Consider the following 16,717-nt stretch of genomic DNA (forward strand, 5'->3'; position numbering starts at 1 on the left):
AGCTCCAGCGGCCGCAACTCAAGGTGATGCGCTGAGCCAACATGGCGCATCCCCAGCGGCCGCAACTCAAGGTGATGCGGTGAGCCAACATGGCGCAGCTCCAGCAACCATGGCTCAGGGTGACACAGTGAGCCAACAAGGCGCAGCCCCAGCGGCCATGGCTCAGGGTGACACGGTGAGCCAACAAGGCGCAGCCCCAGCGGCCGCAACTCAAGGTGATGCGGTGAGCCAACATGGCGCAGCTCCAGCAACCATGGCTCAGGGTGACACAGTGAGCCAACAAGGCGCATCCCCTGCAGCAACGGTTCAAGGTGACACTGTGAGCCAGCAAGGCGCAGCGCCAGCGGCCATGGCTCAGGGTGACACGGTGAGCCAACAAGGCGCATCCCCTGCGGCAACGGTTCAAGGTGATGCGGTAAACACCGCTAGTCCTGAAAGAAGTGAGCCAGAGGTTCGTTATGTCGAAACTCCGGCCGAAAATTCTACGCAATCGGGAAGTACCGTTGTAGAGAACAATCCTTACGCATTCGATGGTAATCAAGCTGGATTCAATTTCTCTGTAATGGGCGGATTCGGGAACAACGTCCAACCCTCAAACGTGAGTTATAACAGTGTTGATTTAGTGGGTGGTGGTGCGGCCAGCGGTCACTCTGTCGCAGGTTCCAATAGCAGCGGTGGCCCATCTATGGACACTTCCAATAGCAACGTGCCAACGATGGAGCGTTGATAGATTTTGGTTTGAAATTCGGCGGTTTCTACCGCCGTTTTTTTGGGAATTTGCTGGATTTGATTAGTGGTGTAGCATGGATGGAAATGTAATGGTAGGGGGAAAATTTTGAAGATAATTAGCCTATTAGTGGCAGCTTGGTTTAGCTCAACCTGTATTGTCAATGCTGAAGAACTGACTGTTACAGAGTCAGCAACCGATTTATGGGGTGTGAGTTATTTAAGTGGCAAACCAGTGGGCCGCAAGATGTCACTCAACAATTTCAAAGCAGATCTAATTGACCGAGCGGCGAGAAAAGCAATTTATTCCAAATTGAACCCTACAGCACAACAGGGCGTATTGATCAGGTCATCATCTAATGACGAATCGGTATTACATGAGGTCGTTACTGCAAGTTCCTATATGTATTCTGTAAATAGTGTTGAATTTTGCTATAACGTGTTGTCTGCTGGTATTGAGATTAAAGCAGATATCACCGTTAGCATTCGTCCTTACGACGAGTCCGCGTTATTAAAACAGTTGGAAACGGATGTGCATCTATCTTCGCAGAATCGGCGCCATTGGACACCGATTGATGGACGCTATTTGAAAGAAAAAGAAGATAGAATTTATGGCACTCCTAATAGTTTGTTTGTGATCACCGGCAATCATGAGAACACGATGCCATCCGACTATCAGTTTGTCTCTACTGAAACCTTTTTGGATTATTGGGTTATGCGCTACAAAGTCATGCTCGCTGACGCTTACGGGCGTCGTGGGGTAAAGGGGCCCACTTTAGGCACGGTAGATGATGTTAGCTCAAGGCCTGATATGGTCTTTGAAGCCGTTCTGTCACATAAGCCTCAACAGCAGATTAAATATCCTGACCAACAGATGATTAAAAGGATGGATGGCGCATTTATCTCAGTCGGTAAAAAGGTCGTATCTGTCAACAATTTGAAAAATACCCAAGTACCCATCGGTATGAACGCTACGATTCAAGCGTTGCCGTCGAAGTAGGGGAGGATTTTATATGCAAAAAATTAGTGCCGCGCTGCTAATAATTACTATGTTGTTAACTCACACAGATGTCATTGCGGGTGAGTATGATTATCGTGGTAATGGTGTGTCCAGGTTAATTGTTCATGGATTCGACGACGCCGATTCTCTTGCGCACACAGGAAGTATCAAATCGATTCAATATGCGCTTTACGATGCTTTGATGCAGTCAGGCCGCAAGATTGAAAAGCCTTGGGAAGTGGTGATGGTTTTGAATTTGTCCCCGTATGAAGTTACCGGGAGCGATTTAGCCTTTGAACAAGGAGAGATAGAAGGCCAGTCGGAGCCGATATTTAGAATTGTTGCGAGCAAAACAATTACAGTGAGAGGTGATGTGATTGATCGTGCTTATAAAAATGTTTTGAGGTTGGAGCAAAATCAGGAATTTCAAAAGGCTTTTGAACAGTATTCTAAAGCGATGAATCAAAAAAATGCGGGAGAGATGTCAAGGATCTTTATGAGCTTTGAGGCGCTTGATAAGCTGGGAATTTATCTTGACTACACACTTTCAAGTTATTGATGTCCCAGCTTTTTTTAGGAAATTAACCTTGAAGGAAGTTTGTCCAGCCTTTCCAAAGGTCTTTATAAACGCGATCTGGTGCAGACGGAATTTGAGTCGCTAGTTTGTTGCCACTGGCTTTCAATTCGCGATGTTTAGCTCTAAATTCCAACATACTGCTGCAATTCCACTTCTTAACTTCTTTACTAGCTTGGTTAAAAGTGACGTACTTTTGTCTTTTAGCAAGAAGGTCTTTGAACTTGACACCGAATAACATGGTCGGTGCTGCTGGCACAAAGTCAGGCAGTTGTTTATTTGCAGCCATTTCTAAAAATTGAGTTGAAGTGGTGATGTTATTTTCTTTAAACCATCTTTTCACTTTCTCAAGAGTACCTTTTTGGTGGTAATCATAAGGTTCTTCATTTCCTAGGAAATGGTTCCAAGATTGCCACATACCTTTTCTTGTATAGAAAGAACGAGGATCAGAAGGAATGTTTTTAGGTTTTTCATTCTTCTGGTGATACTCCACCCATTCGGCCATTGTTTTAATGCCAGATGCTTTGGCATATTCGGAAGATGTCTCATAACTAGCAAATACGCCGCCGCGACTATGAATGTCATCTTCTTCCGATTGCGGTATTACAGGTGCGTTAGGGTTCAACACCCCCCAACCTTGCCATAATCCTCTACGGCCATAGAATAATGATGGCGACACTGGTAGATATGGAGGGATTTCATTAGCCTCGACGTATCTAAGCCATTCTGCACGACTGGTAACTCCGAGATCTTTTATATACTCCACCCAATCTTCATAAGATAAAAACTGCACCCCTTTCCGTGAGGTTATCATCTTCTCCGAAGCAACTTGCTCTGGTTTTTTGATGTTATCCTTGGGTACGTGCGTTAGTGGTGCAGTAACCGGAAATTTAAGTACGTTGTTGCTATTCATGATGTTTTCTCGATTTTTTGACGGCTTCGCGCTGGCTAGGCTCGTAAAATTCCTGAGAGGGTAGCTGTCTACTCAGTACGATTTTCATCTATGAGTATGTGCGAAATCTCTCACAAACACAATTCAAATATTCTATAGGTTAATCATTCCTTGTTAATCTTTGACATGTAAATGTGTAATTCTGGAATGAGAAGATCCGTGTCAGGCGTTGCATCATTGCGTTTTGAACGCGTCTTAGTACCGTAATTACTTTCTAAGTGTTTGACCTTTATGTCGTAATCGGAGAAAACGAAAAGAGGTGTTTGGCCGTTGTATTGCAGTTTTTCTTTACTACTACCAGCTTTCCAAATGTTGTAAATCGTTGTTGGTATTATGTTTCTTTTTATTCGAAAACTATGTGATTTTTGGTTTTTTTGAAAAATTTCTAGATATTCATTTCCTTTTGAAAATTCCAGAATGTTGTTTTGCACTGCTTTTTGTATTCTTGTTGAAAAATCCTTTTCTTTCAAAACGCGCATTCCACTTCTCATGTACCAAGAGACTGAAATGGTAGATTTTTCTTCGCATTTTAAAACGTGGATTTTTCTTGTGAGCATAACGAGTGAGCACAATGTATTTTGCCGGGCTAACGTTGCTCTTAACTTGTGTAGGTCATGCGTTGATAGTAACGCTTGAATGTTATCTTTCGTATTATTTATTTTTTCAATCAGTTGATTTATATGGTTATATTCTGAATGAGGGAAAATGATAACACCTGGTGTTATACTGGTTCTGCCGATTGAATCTTCAGAAAGCGTCATTTGAGTTAAGGAAGATGCTATCCACCCTCGCGCTTTGATGTCAGAAAATAGTTCTACTTTGAATTTATCAAATGTTTGGGGTGAAGGAGTTATTTTATAAAAAAATGACTGATTGCTAGCTGCATCAGGAAGATGACTGGCTAGTTCAATTAATTCAAGAGTCAGTTTGTTGTACAAAACATCAAAAGAGTTAATGTCGAATTCGGCGTTAGTCACCGTCTACCTCGTAAAATTCCGAAATTCCCTTTCTTCTGATTCATTTGAAAACTTAGAACTCTTCTAAAAAAATGTTATTATATATTAAAAACTTTGCGTTTAGAAAACTGTGTAGGCCATATGATGAAAATCAACAAACTAGCAACAGTATCACTGTTCGCCATGATGCTTTCAGCGTGCGCTGTATCAGTATCAACTGAAATACCAGAAATTACTGATTGCTGTAGTAAAACAATTTATGATCAAAATATCAATGTAAGGCATCAACAAAGAAACGACGTTCGGAACCTTTCAGCTGATGCTGGGCGAAAAATAGGCGATCTCGCTTTCGAATTGGAAAAGGCGAGAGATGCGGCTGTTAATGATGGCCGTAGCTCCATGATGAAGTACTATCGTGACGTTTATCGTGCCGCAGTTTCATCTGCTTACAGTGATAGCTATCTGCCAACACAAGTGCCAGCTGCAAATGATGAAAAGAGTTATCAGCAACAATTCAATGATGATGCCCAAATCATTATTCACCAACCCACCGATAGAACGCTTTATTTTGAGTATGATGCTGTCGGCTATTCCGATATTGCCGAGGCTCAATATGTTTTGGCTAAGCACCGTGATTATCTTTTAAAAACCCACGGTAGAGTGCTGGTTGTTGGTTATGCTGATATTAGTGGCTCAGCTGATTACAATCTTGCTCTTGGACGCAAACGTGCGGAGCGAGTAAAAAACGAATTGGTCACCAAAGGGGTGCCTAGTGAACTGATTAGCGTCGTTAGCTATGGGGCTTCGTATTCGCCACCACTTATGAGCGGTCATACTGACAATTTGAAGTTGTGGCGTAAAGTCGAGTTGTATTATTGAGTCGAAAGGCCAATTTTTGCGTCATTTGAAATGTCTGGTCTAATCATAGTCATGATGATTAGTGGAGATTTAAAAATGAATAACAGCTATTACAGCCAACCCGCTTACAACGCAACCCCACAAGCCCAATCTCAATCTGCTCCAATGCAACAGCAGACGCTTTATTATCAACCGCGCCAAGGTAACCCTATGAATATTGAGCCTCACCACGAGGCCGCAAATTATGATGAATATCAGCAGTACCAACCCCAGCATGACAATCGCCGCGGATTTGAAGAGCAATCCGCACAAAGCGCTCATAATGTTCAGCCTGCAGCTGCTCCAGAATTTGAAAAATCGGTAAAAATCCACGGTAAGGCCGCTGCGCTGACCATCGTCGCATCTGTCACTAAGAAAGGTTTTCACACCTTGAACATTGAAGGCGCAAACGGAATGGGGGATGGCACTAAAAAGTTTGATTGGCAGGATAAGACAATAATTCAAATCACCGCGACTGAATATCGGCATTTGCTAGCCGTGCTATTCGGATTCATTCCATTCATTGAGTTTAAGTCACATGGCCCACAGAAAAACAAAAGCATCTCGGTCAAGCGACAACAGAATGGGTTTTTCTTCTCAATCAATGAGGGTGGCAAGAAGCCAAAAGCTGTTCCTGTGAGCTTTGATGATGCTTACTTACTCGGGGTCTACGCATTGGATGTATTTGCACGAAATTACCCTAACATTGACTCACATTGCCTGTTAAATACCGTTCAAACCTTTACACAGCTGCCGTACTATCCTGTCCAGCAGTAGTGCTAGGCGTTTTCAATCGGCAAGGAATGAGTTTTGAAAGCGCCGTAGGTGTGGATAGCCAGTTGAGGATAATGCGACAGAAGAGTCTCTATCCACGTCTGCGCAACCGATGGATTATCGGTCATGCTTGGAAGTTGGTACTTAACAATGATCTTGTCATTTGATTCTGGGATAACTCCCAGTTTTAAATGGTAGGCCGCGCTGTGACCTCGGGCATGAATAATTTGAACTAGCACTACTGGCATTTCTGACTCTAGTAGTTTACCGCATTCGTCCACTAATTCTGAATATGAAATAAACAATTTACATATGCCTTAGCATTATAGATTTGTGTTATTGACGCTACTATAATCCATCCTAATTCAAATATGGAGATGTAATTTTGTGAATGCGATAAGAATTTGTCACAACAACCCTAAAATCCGAGTATGGTTTGGTACTTCATTCACACCTTACCCTCGCTCAGTTTTTTATTCGTTGATCTCAATTGTGGGTTTCAGCACGTTGTCTGTGATCGTCAACCTCCATAACTCATTAACTCCTTGGGCTGGGATGGTTGTACTTGGGGGGGGGGCGTTGGTGGCGCTTGGATTAAAGAAAAAGGTCTATATGTCTTATCTTTACGAGTCTGATTGCCTGCTCGAGTTGACACTGTGGGGGGGGCGCATTTGGAGTCGAGAATTCAACTTAGCCAATGATGAACTTAAAATTGAAAGTACAATGAACGCTTATCGCGTGGTTCTCAGTGACAAAAGTATCGTGCTTACCAATTCGCGGGGATTAGCTGAGCAGGTTCATGGGCAGTTAGCAAAACTGATTAAGGTTTGTCACTCTTAGGCTTACTGTATATACGTGTTTCGACTTTCCAAGACTCAACAACCTCCGTGGTTTTCCCACCTTCTGATTTCATCGTTTTTTGTTCCCATGAAGAGACAACTGGCTTGCTGAGCTCATTACGTTCAGCAAGTTCGATGTAAGCATTTTCAGCCATCAATTCGTTTAGGGTTGGCCGTTTCTTGCCATCATCTTTGGCGTAGACATTTAGCGTAGCTGAAGCAATCGCACAAATGGATACGGCTTTAATCAGTCTGATAAGTTTCATGAATTTCCTACCTAGAACTATGGTTTATGTTAGATCTTAACTTAGATTAAATAACATGCAAACTTAATTATCTGTGTTAAAATAATCGCTCTCGATGAAGGAGCCACTTATGAATTTCAGTCAGCATCGCTACAAACTTTTAGCGGCTGCGTTATTAGCCTTGCCACATTTTGCATTTGCGGAAATTGAAGGTATGACCTTTACGTCTGTTATGCAAGAACAGACGACTTTGACACCTGCTTCCGCTATGGCCATCAACCCGGTTCTTGCACATTCAATGAATGTTTATGTGTCTGCCGGTCTTGACCGAAAGCTAAAACTATATTGGCTTTCTAGTGGGGTCAAGCTTAACGAAGTCAATACGGGTGTGGTTGGTGTTTCCGACAGAATTACATTTCAAGGAAAAGACTTTTACGGAAAACAGATCTCTATAGTTGCGCCTAATTTACAGGGAAATTATACCTTACAGGCTGACTTGTTATCCGTTGATGGGAATGTGATTGGCTCTTGGTCTATTCCGGTGACAATAGATACTCAAGCACCAACAGCTAATAGTTCTGATTTAGCTTTTAACTATAGATCCTTCGGTGGAACTTTAGCTTCATATAGCCCTATGGATTTCGGCCAATTAAAACTCACAGGTATTCAAGATACAGGTGCTGGGCTCAAAAATGTTCTCTACATTGTGAAAGATGATGTGAGCCTTTCATTAATAAATTCGATTAATGCTCAATTGGATTTAGATACTTCCACTGCGAGCCTTTCGTCCCTACCATCTGAGGTTTTACCCAGTGATAGAGGTTGGTATCAGGCTGGTTTTAGGGTCTTTGATGCAGCAGGTAATTATTCAGATTTTACTGCTCGCTCGTTTATCGAAAAAGCCTCATATCCCTTACCAGTTCGTAGCGACATTTATGATGCTTCAAGTGCTACGTGGAAGCCGTACACATCTTGGATGACCATCTACAACAATCCGATAAAAGTCCGCTATAGACGGCCCTATTCTGAAACGTTGGAAGCAAACGGGGATTATGGTTGGAGTAGTTATGGTTATCGAGATGGTGATTTTGTCTATAACGAATTTACTGTCTCATATCCTACAGTAAACCCATATTGGGTTGCGCTGACGAAAAGTGGCATTCACTCAGTCAATTACCTTTCTGATTTCAAGTTCACCCTAGGCCCAGGTGTTGATCGTTCGCCTACTAAGCAACCTGACACTGTACAATGGTTTAGTGAGGAAGGTGGCAGTGGGGGCGAAAGAATCAGTGTTGGCAAATACACAAAAGTGGTAAGGCTTCGTCTAAACAGTGAAAAAATGGGTTATGAACAATTAGCCGTTGTTTCAGGTTTAGGCTCCTGTGTTATCCCAATTGGTGAAACCTATTGCGATGTTACAATCAACAGAGTATTTGAGTCTGGTTTTGGCTATACACCCTACAGCTATGTGGTCTACTCAAGTGTGAACGGTGTCAGTGATGGACGTTTTAGTGCTCAATTTAATTATTGGTATACATATTGGGATTTTATTGCTCCCACAATCGAATCGGTCAATGTTACTGATGATTCAATAACTGTAAACGTGTACGACACGAACACTACTAGCGATTGGCGTTCTGGAATGTGGAAGACAGAGGTTTTCCGATTGCAATCTAGTTTAGGCTTCGCAATATCTCCCGATTCTTGGGTGATCACCGGCACCGGCCGTCATCGAGTTACTTTTAAACTCAATCGATTACCAAGTGGTCGTCAAAATATTTCGTTTTACGCAGATGACACCTATGGTAATCGGGTAACACAGTCGATTCTATCCAATTATCTAAACGACACTACGCCTCCAGTTTTGCGATTGCAATCGCCTTCTGGAGCGCAAATCTCAAACGGAAGCACCATTAATGGTTTAGAGAGTTTACGTATCAGCATTACTGATGATAGTGAAGCCAATATCAATTCGGTTGTGCTATCTGGAGGGGCTGCTAAGGATTCAGTTTATGTTTCTACAAATAATTTAGGTGATGGTGTTTACGACCTGAATTACCCTCGTTTATTCCCTAGTTTGGAAGCGAATGAAACTTACACTATCAATATTACCGCTCAAGATACAGCAGGGAACGCATCGACGTTAACTTCAACCTTCTTGTATTTGCCTGCCAACTTATTGCAAGTTGGGCAAATGACGACTTTGGCTGTTAATAAACAACTGCAGAACACGCAAAACGACCCAATTACATCAATTAAAACTGGTGTGCTCAGAACGGCTGAAGGACAACTCGCGTCCGGTGCTCAAACGGCATTTATCACGTTACGCAGTGACGCCAAAATCAACGTCAATATCCTTGGTAGCGTGTTGCAACCTGGGGAAACTAAACAAATCACGATCATCCCCAGCATCACAGGTGAAGTTGTTATTCCTGTTTACTCTGCTTCTCCTGGTGTGAAAGGGCAGGCAAGCTTCATGATCGACATTCCGCAAATCACTTCTACCAATTAAAGGGCAGGCCATGCAAATTAATAAATCACTACTTTTAGGGCTGTGTAGCGTCATCTGCTCTGGCATGGCTAACGCGGCAGTAGAAGGCTTTTCGTATACAGACACCAACGCTACAGTGAAAACCACTGAGGGCTCGCTCATTAACCCTCAAACTGATGCGATGGTTTACCTCTCTGGAGGGCTTGATAACAAACTTAAGCTATCAGTCATCAACACCAGTGGAGTGACGGTGTTCAACAACACCACAGATTTTATTCGAGTTTCTGACAGGTTAAGCTTTTCTGGACGAGAATTTTACGGAAAATCAATAACTATCCCCAAATTGATGGATGGTTTGTATAGCCTTAAAATCGAAACGATTAACAGTTCTGGTACAACAATTGATCAGTATACAAAGGTTGTTGAAGTTGATACTGAGGGACCTATCATTGGAGACTGGTATGGAAATGGTACAGGCAATTATGGTGCCGAAACAGGGTCGAATGAAATTTGGTGGCTAAATACACAAAACTCCGGCGAAGAATCGAAAATTTGGATAACGGATGTAAAAGGTGCGGTTTCAGGTTCTGTCATTGTACAAAAACTAAATTCCGATTCCATCGTATTAACAAGACCCATGGTCATAGACCAAGCAGCATTCAAAGCTGTGATAAATGCACAAACAGACTTATCAAATATATTACCGTCAAATAACGCTTCTGAACCATATTCAATGCAGGCTCAGCTATATGATGCCGCAGGTAACATCACTCGTTCAACTGTCAAAACATTCTATTACGACAACTATGGTGGGGCTCCATCTTCTCCTTTTGCAGTCTTCGACCCGGATGCAAACTTGGCTGAAAGTGTATCTAGTTCATTTGTAGGTTTTGTAGCTTATACGCCAGGCATGACAGTCAAAACCAACCCCGTTCGATTGTTATATAGAGTACCAGTAGATAACGTTCGAGACGCTGGAGTGAAAGGGGGGCTTGCTCTCGCGAACTCAGTGGGAGCGACAAATGTTATAATTAATGGTGAATACGGTTATTTTGATATGACAGCGCCATTTGGATATAACAGCGCAAACCAAATTAAGTGGGTTGACTTTGGTCGATGGATGGCAGGCACTATCCAATACAATTTGTCATTGTCTGAAACTGCTTCAAAATCCCCAGTGTTGACGTCAGCAACATTTTTGTTAAATGACGTTCGAATGCCTATTACGACAGGGATCAAGCATCATAATTCGATTTTGCCAGCTACAATGACTGATTTTGAGCTTCGGGTGCAGCCGCGGGATTACGTGCAACGCGCAAGTTTTCGTGGATATTCTTGCGACATTCCAGCAGGTGAGTCAATTTGTAGCTTAACGGGTTTAACATATGAGATGACCAAAGGTGGATATGGCTATTTGCACGATGCTATCGGTGTTGTGTCAGTGGGCCTGCCGATGGGAACACTTTACGCGAATTACAGCTACGGCGAATCAACCTATAACGATGCTCAATACCCGCAAATGACCAGTTATAAAGTTGATACGACAACTAACACTCTTACTGCATTTGTTTATCTACCGGGTGCAGGCAGTTGGTTTGAAAGGTTAGTCATGAAGGCCGCTAGAATTAAATATGGTACAAAATATTTAAACCCTATTAGTTCAATTCGCAACGGTGTTAATTGGGAATACGTCTTTAACTTAAACTCTCTGCCGACTGGAAACCATTCACTAGAATTAGAGATGGTCGAGAATCACGGGCCTACCACTGTGTCCCCGCTTCAAACATTCAAAATAGAAAACGCCGCACCAACAATAAGCATTACCAATTCCGGTAGTGCAGTATTCAATGACATTGTCGGGCTAGATGACTTGGTAGTGTCCATTGCAGATGAATCAAGCTACACCATCGATAGTGTTATTATCTCCGGCGGCTCAGCTAACGACACGGTTTATTTGGCCACTGTAAGTAAAGGCAATAACGTGTATTCATTGCAATATCCAAGGCTTTTCCCATCACTTACATCCGGTGAGATTTATACTTTAACGGTGAAAGCTACCGACGTTTTTGGCAACCAAGGCGTTAGTAGCAAGAGCTTTACTTATCAGCCGCCTAACATAGTAAATGTAGGCTCATTAACAACTCTTGCAGTATCTAAGGATTTAGCTAGCTCTGTAGACAATCCTGTCAGTGAAGTCGTCATTAATGATCTGAGAACAGTTGAAAGCCAGCTCGCTTCGGGACCGCAAGATGCTTTATTTACGTTACGCACTGATGCTGAAATAAGTGTTCAAGTACTTGGTCAAGTAGTAAAGCCTGGTCAAACGGTAACGCTAAACCCTGTTGCCAAATCGGGAGTGGTTAAATTTTCGGTGTATCCCGCTGTGAGTGGTCAAAAAGGAAAGGCGCAGTTTTTATTTGAAATATTAGAAGTGAAGAGCAGTATCTAAAACTTTGATTGACTTAAAATACTGAAATACGGATTGCGCAGAAGTTTTTTGAAAAGGCAGTACACCGATGTGGTCACTGCCATTTCAGTATCAAAGTTGAGTTTGATGCCAGAGTAACCATGTATGAGAAAGGCTATAAAGGCTATCGTGAGGATGTTTATGATGCGCCTGTGAAAACAGATTACAAATTAGAGCGCCCAACTAAGGTTGAAGTTAAGTGAAAATTGAAAAAGCCTACAAGTTCAAATTAGAACCAACGTCAGAGCAAGCTGAAAAACTGGCTCAAATGGCGGGGTGTGGACGTGTGGTTTTCAATGATAGCCTTGAGTATGTTCTTAACATCATTAAAAAATCAGTGGCAATCACGGACAAAAAGGTACTTTATAAGCACCTCAATGATTTAGCTTTCAAAGATCGCAAGTTGCTTAAAAAGTCTTTTCCTAATTCTGCTTTTTTAAACAAACAATTAACGTCATGGAAAAAGCTCAATCATCGGTTATGGTTAGATAATGCGTTTACGGATTGTTTGCAGCAGCGCCAGCGTGATTTTGTCAAAGCGTTGGATGAATGGTCGAAAGGGAAGCGCGGATTTCCCGTATTTAGGACACGAAAAATTGCTCATCACTCAACAATGCGGTTTCCTGCACCTAAAAAACAGATCAGCATTCAAAATAAGCACATTAAATTACCTAACGGTCTTGGCTTGGTTCGTTACCGAAACAGTCAACCTGTTATTGGTGAATTGCGCAACGCTACTGTATCTCTTAACGCTGTAGGTGAATGGCACATCTCTATTATGTGTTTGGTTGAGATTGAGCTACCAACTAACGTACAAGGGGAAATAACAGGCATTGATATGGGCATCGCCAAAAACATGACCTTATCCACGGATTTTTGTGGTAATAAGGGTGTTTTTGATGGTATCCATTCTTTCAGGGTTTATCAGGATAAGTTAGCCATTGAGCAACGCAAATTATCTCGAAAGGTTTTAGGCTCAGAGAACTGGAAGAAGCAAAAACTCAAAGTAAGTAAGCTACATCAACGCATAGCTAATATTCGCAATGACTATCAACATAAAGCTACATCTGAGATCTGCAAGAATCACGCAATGGTTATCTGTGAAGCTTTGAAAGTTGCGAATATGAGTAAATCAGCGAAAGGTGACAGCGAAAATCTCGGCAAGAATGTCGCGGCTAAATCAGGGCTTAACAAATCAATTTTAGATCAAGGTTGGCACGAATTACGCCGCCAACTTGAGTATAAAATGCGCTGGAAAGGTGGAGTTTACGGTGAAGTAAACCCTAGAAATACCAGCCGTGAATGTGCTTGCTGTGGTCATATTGAAAAGGATAATCGCAAAACTCAGGCTGAGTTTATTTGCCAGTCCTGCGGTCATTCAGAAAATGCGGATAAAAATGCGGCTAAAGTGATTCTAAATCGCTATTTGCACGAGTTAGAACAAGCGGCATAAATAATTATCAGGCTCGGGCAGAGCCGTAGCGTCTGTGAAGTGAATTGCATTAGCGATCAGCAGCAGAAAGCAGATGATAAAGTAATTTAATATCGCCTGTATTCAGGAATCCCCGTCATGGCGGGGAGCATGTCAAGATCATTATTTCCGTATCGTTTAGCCTCACGTTTGATAAATTCACGTAATTCTTGTTCAAGGACAGAGGTAAAATCATCTTCATGCTTACCTGACCAAGATGGAGTGCCAAACGTATTACAATGATGTTCTGGCGCTGTTGTAGCAGTACCAAATGTACCTATATATCCCATACGAATTACTCTTTATTTTCCGTTCTATTAATTAGGGGTATCACTTACTCTTAAACCGTTAGGGCGTTCAAGATAGATACGGCCATCACCCGCATCAACAGTTTTCCAAAGTTCTTTAGTGCCATCCGCTAGGATGACTAATGTTTGGGCATCTGGTTCAAGAGAAAACATCCAACATGAGTAATAGCCAAATCCATTGTTACAACGATCTGTGCCAACTATTACCGCCGACCTATCACCTAGATTAAGAGTACGGCCATCGGGTATCGCCCATACCGTAGGTTTAGGTAATTGATAATATTCTGATAGGCTACTTCCTAACTCTGTAGCAGAGTCGCAACCATACATAAAAGTGGCTGAAATCAATAGAAACAGTGTTTTTTTCATTAATGTTTCCGCTTAAGTTGTCGAAGTGGATAAACGCATCACTAATAGCCTACAATTTCCCGTTATCGTTTGGCCAGTGCGCTTCGGCGCATCCTGAACAAGCCTTTGTTGATGTAATGGGTGATCTCTTTTTTGGCACGCCTACGGTTGCGATAAATGCCGTTATAAGCCCACAAATCATTATCGCCGTATACAACGACCCAGCGACCACCACGGAAGTGCGGGACGATACCAAAGCAATCAGATACCCACTCAGGATTAGCCATTATTTATATACCGCGCTGATTATTGATTAGCAACCAATTGAAAAAATTTATACCCTAAAATACATCTAAACCGTTCTTTGCTTAGTAACAACAAGTGTATGTTGTTGATCAACATCTGAAATATCATCTTCGTCAACATCCACACCCCAAGAGGTCACAATCTCATCTGTGATATCTCGCGATGTTGCCTGGGTTATCAACATCGAATAGCTCATGTGTTCAATCCTATGAACCAGTGCTCGCTCTAGAGATGGCTCAATTGTAATGATTGTTAGCTCGTTGGTGCTGCAGATTTCAAATGCTTCAAGCACTCTTGTTAGTGCCACTTGCGCATTTGGACAGCGATAATCTTTCAGGTCGATGATCATGCCATTAGCTCTAAAGTAGGGAAAACCTTAAGGTGTTGACACATGAGAGACCCAATGCGCTTATCGCTTCCTCGGACAATCTTGTGATCAGCTGTCGTGACGTTGTTTTTAAGCCAAAACTTATCACCCTTGTCGTCAATCGGTAAGTTAATATTTTTAAGGGCCTCAAATGATACAGTTGAACCGCTTACAATTGAGTCGAAAATAGACCTTCCAAGTAATCCTAAGCCGTTTGTGAACACCACTTTGGTAAACATTGCTGCATCGTGTTGTGTCTTAAAGTCCTGGCCATCGAGCATGTCGGTTGGGATTTGCGAAATTGCCTCCCGGAGAAATTCTTGGCACAGATTCAGCGACAGTTCGTATTGCTCCTGATCTATTAGATATTTGTCTGCCGTCGAAGCAGTAACACCGATAAACTTTAGAATCATCGATTTTAGTTGGTCAAATTTCCACATTGTTCCGCGATTTATTTTACCGTGAAGACCAATACGGTCTTTAAGAATTTTGCCGTTACCAATATTCAATTCAAGCAGTTCATTCAAAAGACTGGCAAACGGAGTGCGATTGTTAAAGTGATTCGAAATCGATTGGTTTGGTTTCTTGAGGGATACATGGTAATCACTGAATAACTGTCTAATTAACTTCGACGCAAACGGTGTTGATAGTGAGATGTCATCGATATGAATGAGCTTAAAGCTGACGGTGAAATCATTAAAATGATCTTTGTATTGTGCTAACAGCCATTTAATAAAAGTGGTTCGGCCTTGGCCGTCAGCAATAAATCTGTCAGCCGTTGCAGGAAGCTCCGCAGTGACCACGGACCGATTACCTATCTTCATTTCTTCTAAGACGGTCAACTCATTACAGAAGAAAGTCATATTCGGGAATACTGCCGCGTCGGTTTCCTGCCAGTACCGCTTTAGGGCGTTAACACGACCTGAGTCCACATCGCGCTGGCGTTTCAGTTGCTCGCTTAAAACGTCACTGTTGGCCTCTACGGGAAAGTGCTTGGCGAGCTCTTCGAAAGTAATCACGCCTTCGTATATCGTGACTCCGGCTTTATTGCTTAGGCCTTCTTTAGCCTTGAAAAGTGTCAGTGGCAAAAGTGTTGATTGATGTTCTGTTGTGGCCATCGGTTTAGCTCCATCGAAATTGATAGAGACATGATTTCACGAACCCGAGATCTGGCAAATTTTGCTGATTGAATGGGTTATTTCTGGGGCTTTAAAGCGGAAATTTGCGTGAATTGCGATGTGCGAGATCATCTAGTCATCTCTGATCAAGGCGACATTCACAATGAACAACCCYCAACAGCTCGTAGACATTTTCCAGTTCGATGCACAAGACCAAGAAAATTTAAAAGTAGTCTATGAGCAATTCAACCAAGGTGTTTCTGCGCTTCGCACACTCATTGAAAGTGAGCCGGTGGTGTTGCATTGTGGGCTCTCAGGGAAAGACAGTTCAGTCGTGGTGTTAATGGCAGTCGAAKCCTATCGCCAATCCATTCAGGCTGGCTTAGTCGAGCCATCGAGACCWTTACTCGTCGTCACCGTGGATACGGGGGCTGAAGCCATCGCGCTTAAAATGTACGTCCATTATGTCCGTAAGCGATTACTGGAGTTTGGAAAGCAAATTGGGATTAATCTCTGCTACGACATTATTCAGCCGCCAATCAATGACCAGTATTTTATCAAGTATACTGGGGGGCAAAAACTGGTGCCTTCGGTTACACGTCACCAAGATTGCAGCATTATTCTCAAAATAGACCCGTCCGAGCGCTACATTAAGCAAGCGATTAAAAAGTACAGTGAATGCAGCTGCTACAAACTGGTTAGCTGTGTAGGCAGTCGCATTGCCGAAAGTCATCACCGCGCAGGCAACATGAAGAAGCAGGGGCTTAGCTTGATTACGGCAGGCTCAATTCTGGCTGATATGGCACAGGTAGAAGCCGCTGGCTCCAAAATGTATAAGCTGGCGCCGATTAAACACTGGGAAACTGAACAGGTATTTG

General features: G+C 42.6%; 18 protein-coding genes and 1 pseudogene. 10 read left to right on the plus strand and 9 right to left on the minus strand.

What is annotated here, in order from left to right:
* From L5M49_RS23985 to L5M49_RS23995, 3 genes and pseudogenes are all read left to right on the plus strand, one after another.
* Positions 1-727: pseudogene (locus L5M49_RS23985) on the plus strand (conjugal transfer protein TraG); the annotation flags it as partial.
* Between the two features lie 108 nt (positions 728-835).
* Positions 836-1,726: a hypothetical protein gene (locus L5M49_RS23990; protein WP_259564292.1), complete on the plus strand. Its 891-nt coding sequence runs from the start codon at positions 836-838 to the stop codon at positions 1,724-1,726.
* Positions 1,727-1,739: 13 nt separating this feature from the next.
* The gene (locus L5M49_RS23995; protein WP_259564290.1) at positions 1,740-2,285 is read left to right on the plus strand and encodes a hypothetical protein; all 546 of its coding nucleotides are present in this window, start codon (positions 1,740-1,742) and stop codon (positions 2,283-2,285) included.
* A gap of 22 nt (positions 2,286-2,307) precedes the next feature.
* Here the strand turns inward: L5M49_RS23995 and L5M49_RS24000 are convergent, their stop codons facing one another.
* Positions 2,308-3,213, minus strand: coding sequence for a hypothetical protein (locus tag L5M49_RS24000; protein WP_011711611.1), 906 nt, complete (start codon positions 3,211-3,213; stop codon positions 2,308-2,310).
* A 143-nt stretch (positions 3,214-3,356) separates the two neighbouring features.
* Complete coding sequence (locus L5M49_RS24005) at positions 3,357-4,229, minus strand: DNA replication terminus site-binding protein (protein WP_259564288.1); 873 nt, start codon at positions 4,227-4,229, stop codon at positions 3,357-3,359.
* Positions 4,230-4,352: 123 nt separating this feature from the next.
* On the opposite strand from L5M49_RS24005, the gene L5M49_RS24010 reads away from it, so the two are divergent.
* Positions 4,353-5,087, plus strand: a complete 735-nt coding sequence (locus tag L5M49_RS24010) for an OmpA family protein (protein ID WP_263149262.1) — start codon at positions 4,353-4,355, stop codon at positions 5,085-5,087.
* 75 nt (positions 5,088-5,162) lie between these two features.
* Complete coding sequence (locus L5M49_RS24015) at positions 5,163-5,882, plus strand: hypothetical protein (RefSeq protein WP_263149261.1); 720 nt, start codon at positions 5,163-5,165, stop codon at positions 5,880-5,882.
* Between the two features lie 2 nt (positions 5,883-5,884).
* On the opposite strand, the gene L5M49_RS24020 is transcribed toward L5M49_RS24015, so the two are convergent.
* Entirely contained in the window at positions 5,885-6,184 is a 300-nt protein-coding gene (locus L5M49_RS24020; RefSeq protein ID WP_037431063.1) for a hypothetical protein, read from the minus strand.
* A gap of 82 nt (positions 6,185-6,266) precedes the next feature.
* Here L5M49_RS24020 and L5M49_RS24025 point away from each other — a divergent pair, with 82 nt between their 5' ends.
* Positions 6,267-6,719: a hypothetical protein gene (locus L5M49_RS24025; RefSeq protein ID WP_259564278.1), complete on the plus strand. Its 453-nt coding sequence runs from the start codon at positions 6,267-6,269 to the stop codon at positions 6,717-6,719.
* Here the strand turns inward: L5M49_RS24025 and L5M49_RS24030 are convergent.
* Positions 6,700-6,984 (minus strand): hypothetical protein, encoded by a 285-nt coding sequence (locus L5M49_RS24030; protein ID WP_037431062.1) that lies wholly within the window; start codon positions 6,982-6,984, stop codon positions 6,700-6,702. The two genes, L5M49_RS24025 and L5M49_RS24030, sit on opposite strands and share 20 nt — an antisense overlap.
* Positions 6,985-7,093: 109 nt before the next feature.
* Here L5M49_RS24030 and L5M49_RS24035 point away from each other — a divergent pair, with 109 nt between their 5' ends.
* From L5M49_RS24035 to L5M49_RS24045, 3 genes are all read left to right on the plus strand, one after another.
* Positions 7,094-9,475: an Ig-like domain-containing protein gene (locus tag L5M49_RS24035; RefSeq protein ID WP_263149260.1), complete on the plus strand. Its 2,382-nt coding sequence runs from the start codon at positions 7,094-7,096 to the stop codon at positions 9,473-9,475.
* Between the two features lie 10 nt (positions 9,476-9,485).
* Positions 9,486-11,903, plus strand: a complete 2,418-nt coding sequence (locus L5M49_RS24040) for an Ig-like domain-containing protein (protein WP_263149259.1) — start codon at positions 9,486-9,488, stop codon at positions 11,901-11,903.
* A gap of 217 nt (positions 11,904-12,120) precedes the next feature.
* Entirely contained in the window at positions 12,121-13,374 is a 1,254-nt protein-coding gene (locus tag L5M49_RS24045; protein ID WP_263266953.1) for an RNA-guided endonuclease InsQ/TnpB family protein, read from the plus strand.
* An 86-nt stretch (positions 13,375-13,460) separates the two neighbouring features.
* Here L5M49_RS24045 and L5M49_RS24050 read toward each other — a convergent pair whose 3' ends face one another.
* The 5 genes from L5M49_RS24050 to L5M49_RS24070 form a co-directional block, all read right to left on the minus strand.
* Positions 13,461-13,682, minus strand: a complete 222-nt coding sequence (locus tag L5M49_RS24050; RefSeq protein ID WP_263266954.1) for a hypothetical protein — start codon at positions 13,680-13,682, stop codon at positions 13,461-13,463.
* A gap of 27 nt (positions 13,683-13,709) precedes the next feature.
* Positions 13,710-14,069, minus strand: coding sequence for a hypothetical protein (locus L5M49_RS24055; RefSeq protein WP_140906947.1), 360 nt, complete (start codon positions 14,067-14,069; stop codon positions 13,710-13,712).
* A gap of 62 nt (positions 14,070-14,131) precedes the next feature.
* A complete protein-coding gene (locus L5M49_RS24060; RefSeq protein ID WP_140906939.1) occupies positions 14,132-14,335 on the minus strand; it encodes a hypothetical protein in 204 nt (67 codons plus the stop codon).
* Positions 14,336-14,400: 65 nt separating this feature from the next.
* A complete protein-coding gene (locus tag L5M49_RS24065) occupies positions 14,401-14,703 on the minus strand; it encodes a hypothetical protein (protein ID WP_263266955.1) in 303 nt (100 codons plus the stop codon).
* Entirely contained in the window at positions 14,700-15,839 is a 1,140-nt protein-coding gene (locus L5M49_RS24070) for a DGQHR domain-containing protein (RefSeq protein WP_140906937.1), read from the minus strand. Before L5M49_RS24070 ends, L5M49_RS24065 begins: the two co-directional genes overlap by 4 nt.
* Before the next feature lie 163 nt (positions 15,840-16,002).
* Between L5M49_RS24070 and L5M49_RS24075 the strand changes: the two genes are divergently transcribed.
* Positions 16,003-16,717: phosphoadenosine phosphosulfate reductase family protein (locus L5M49_RS24075; RefSeq protein WP_263266956.1), on the plus strand; the 715-nt coding region annotated here is incomplete at its 3' end.

This window comes from Shewanella sp. SM74 (genome assembly GCF_025653725.1).
Taxonomy (GTDB): Bacteria; Pseudomonadota; Gammaproteobacteria; order Enterobacterales; family Shewanellaceae; genus Shewanella; species Shewanella oncorhynchi.

Coding starts and splice junctions, on each gene's coding strand:
- L5M49_RS23995 (WP_259564290.1), top strand. CDS start 1,740: ATGCAAAAAATTAGTGCCGCGCTGCTAATAATTACTATGTTGTTAACT.
- L5M49_RS24000 (WP_011711611.1), bottom strand. CDS start 3,213: ATGAATAGCAACAACGTACTTAAATTTCCGGTTACTGCACCACTAACG.
- L5M49_RS24010 (WP_263149262.1), top strand. CDS start 4,353: ATGAAAATCAACAAACTAGCAACAGTATCACTGTTCGCCATGATGCTT.
- L5M49_RS24015 (WP_263149261.1), top strand. CDS start 5,163: ATGAATAACAGCTATTACAGCCAACCCGCTTACAACGCAACCCCACAA.
- L5M49_RS24030 (WP_037431062.1), bottom strand. CDS start 6,984: ATGAAACTTATCAGACTGATTAAAGCCGTATCCATTTGTGCGATTGCT.
- L5M49_RS24035 (WP_263149260.1), top strand. CDS start 7,094: ATGAATTTCAGTCAGCATCGCTACAAACTTTTAGCGGCTGCGTTATTA.
- L5M49_RS24040 (WP_263149259.1), top strand. CDS start 9,486: ATGCAAATTAATAAATCACTACTTTTAGGGCTGTGTAGCGTCATCTGC.
- L5M49_RS24050 (WP_263266954.1), bottom strand. CDS start 13,682: ATGGGATATATAGGTACATTTGGTACTGCTACAACAGCGCCAGAACAT.
- L5M49_RS24055 (WP_140906947.1), bottom strand. CDS start 14,069: ATGAAAAAAACACTGTTTCTATTGATTTCAGCCACTTTTATGTATGGT.
- L5M49_RS24060 (WP_140906939.1), bottom strand. CDS start 14,335: ATGGCTAATCCTGAGTGGGTATCTGATTGCTTTGGTATCGTCCCGCAC.
- L5M49_RS24065 (WP_263266955.1), bottom strand. CDS start 14,703: ATGATCATCGACCTGAAAGATTATCGCTGTCCAAATGCGCAAGTGGCA.
- L5M49_RS24070 (WP_140906937.1), bottom strand. CDS start 15,839: ATGGCCACAACAGAACATCAATCAACACTTTTGCCACTGACACTTTTC.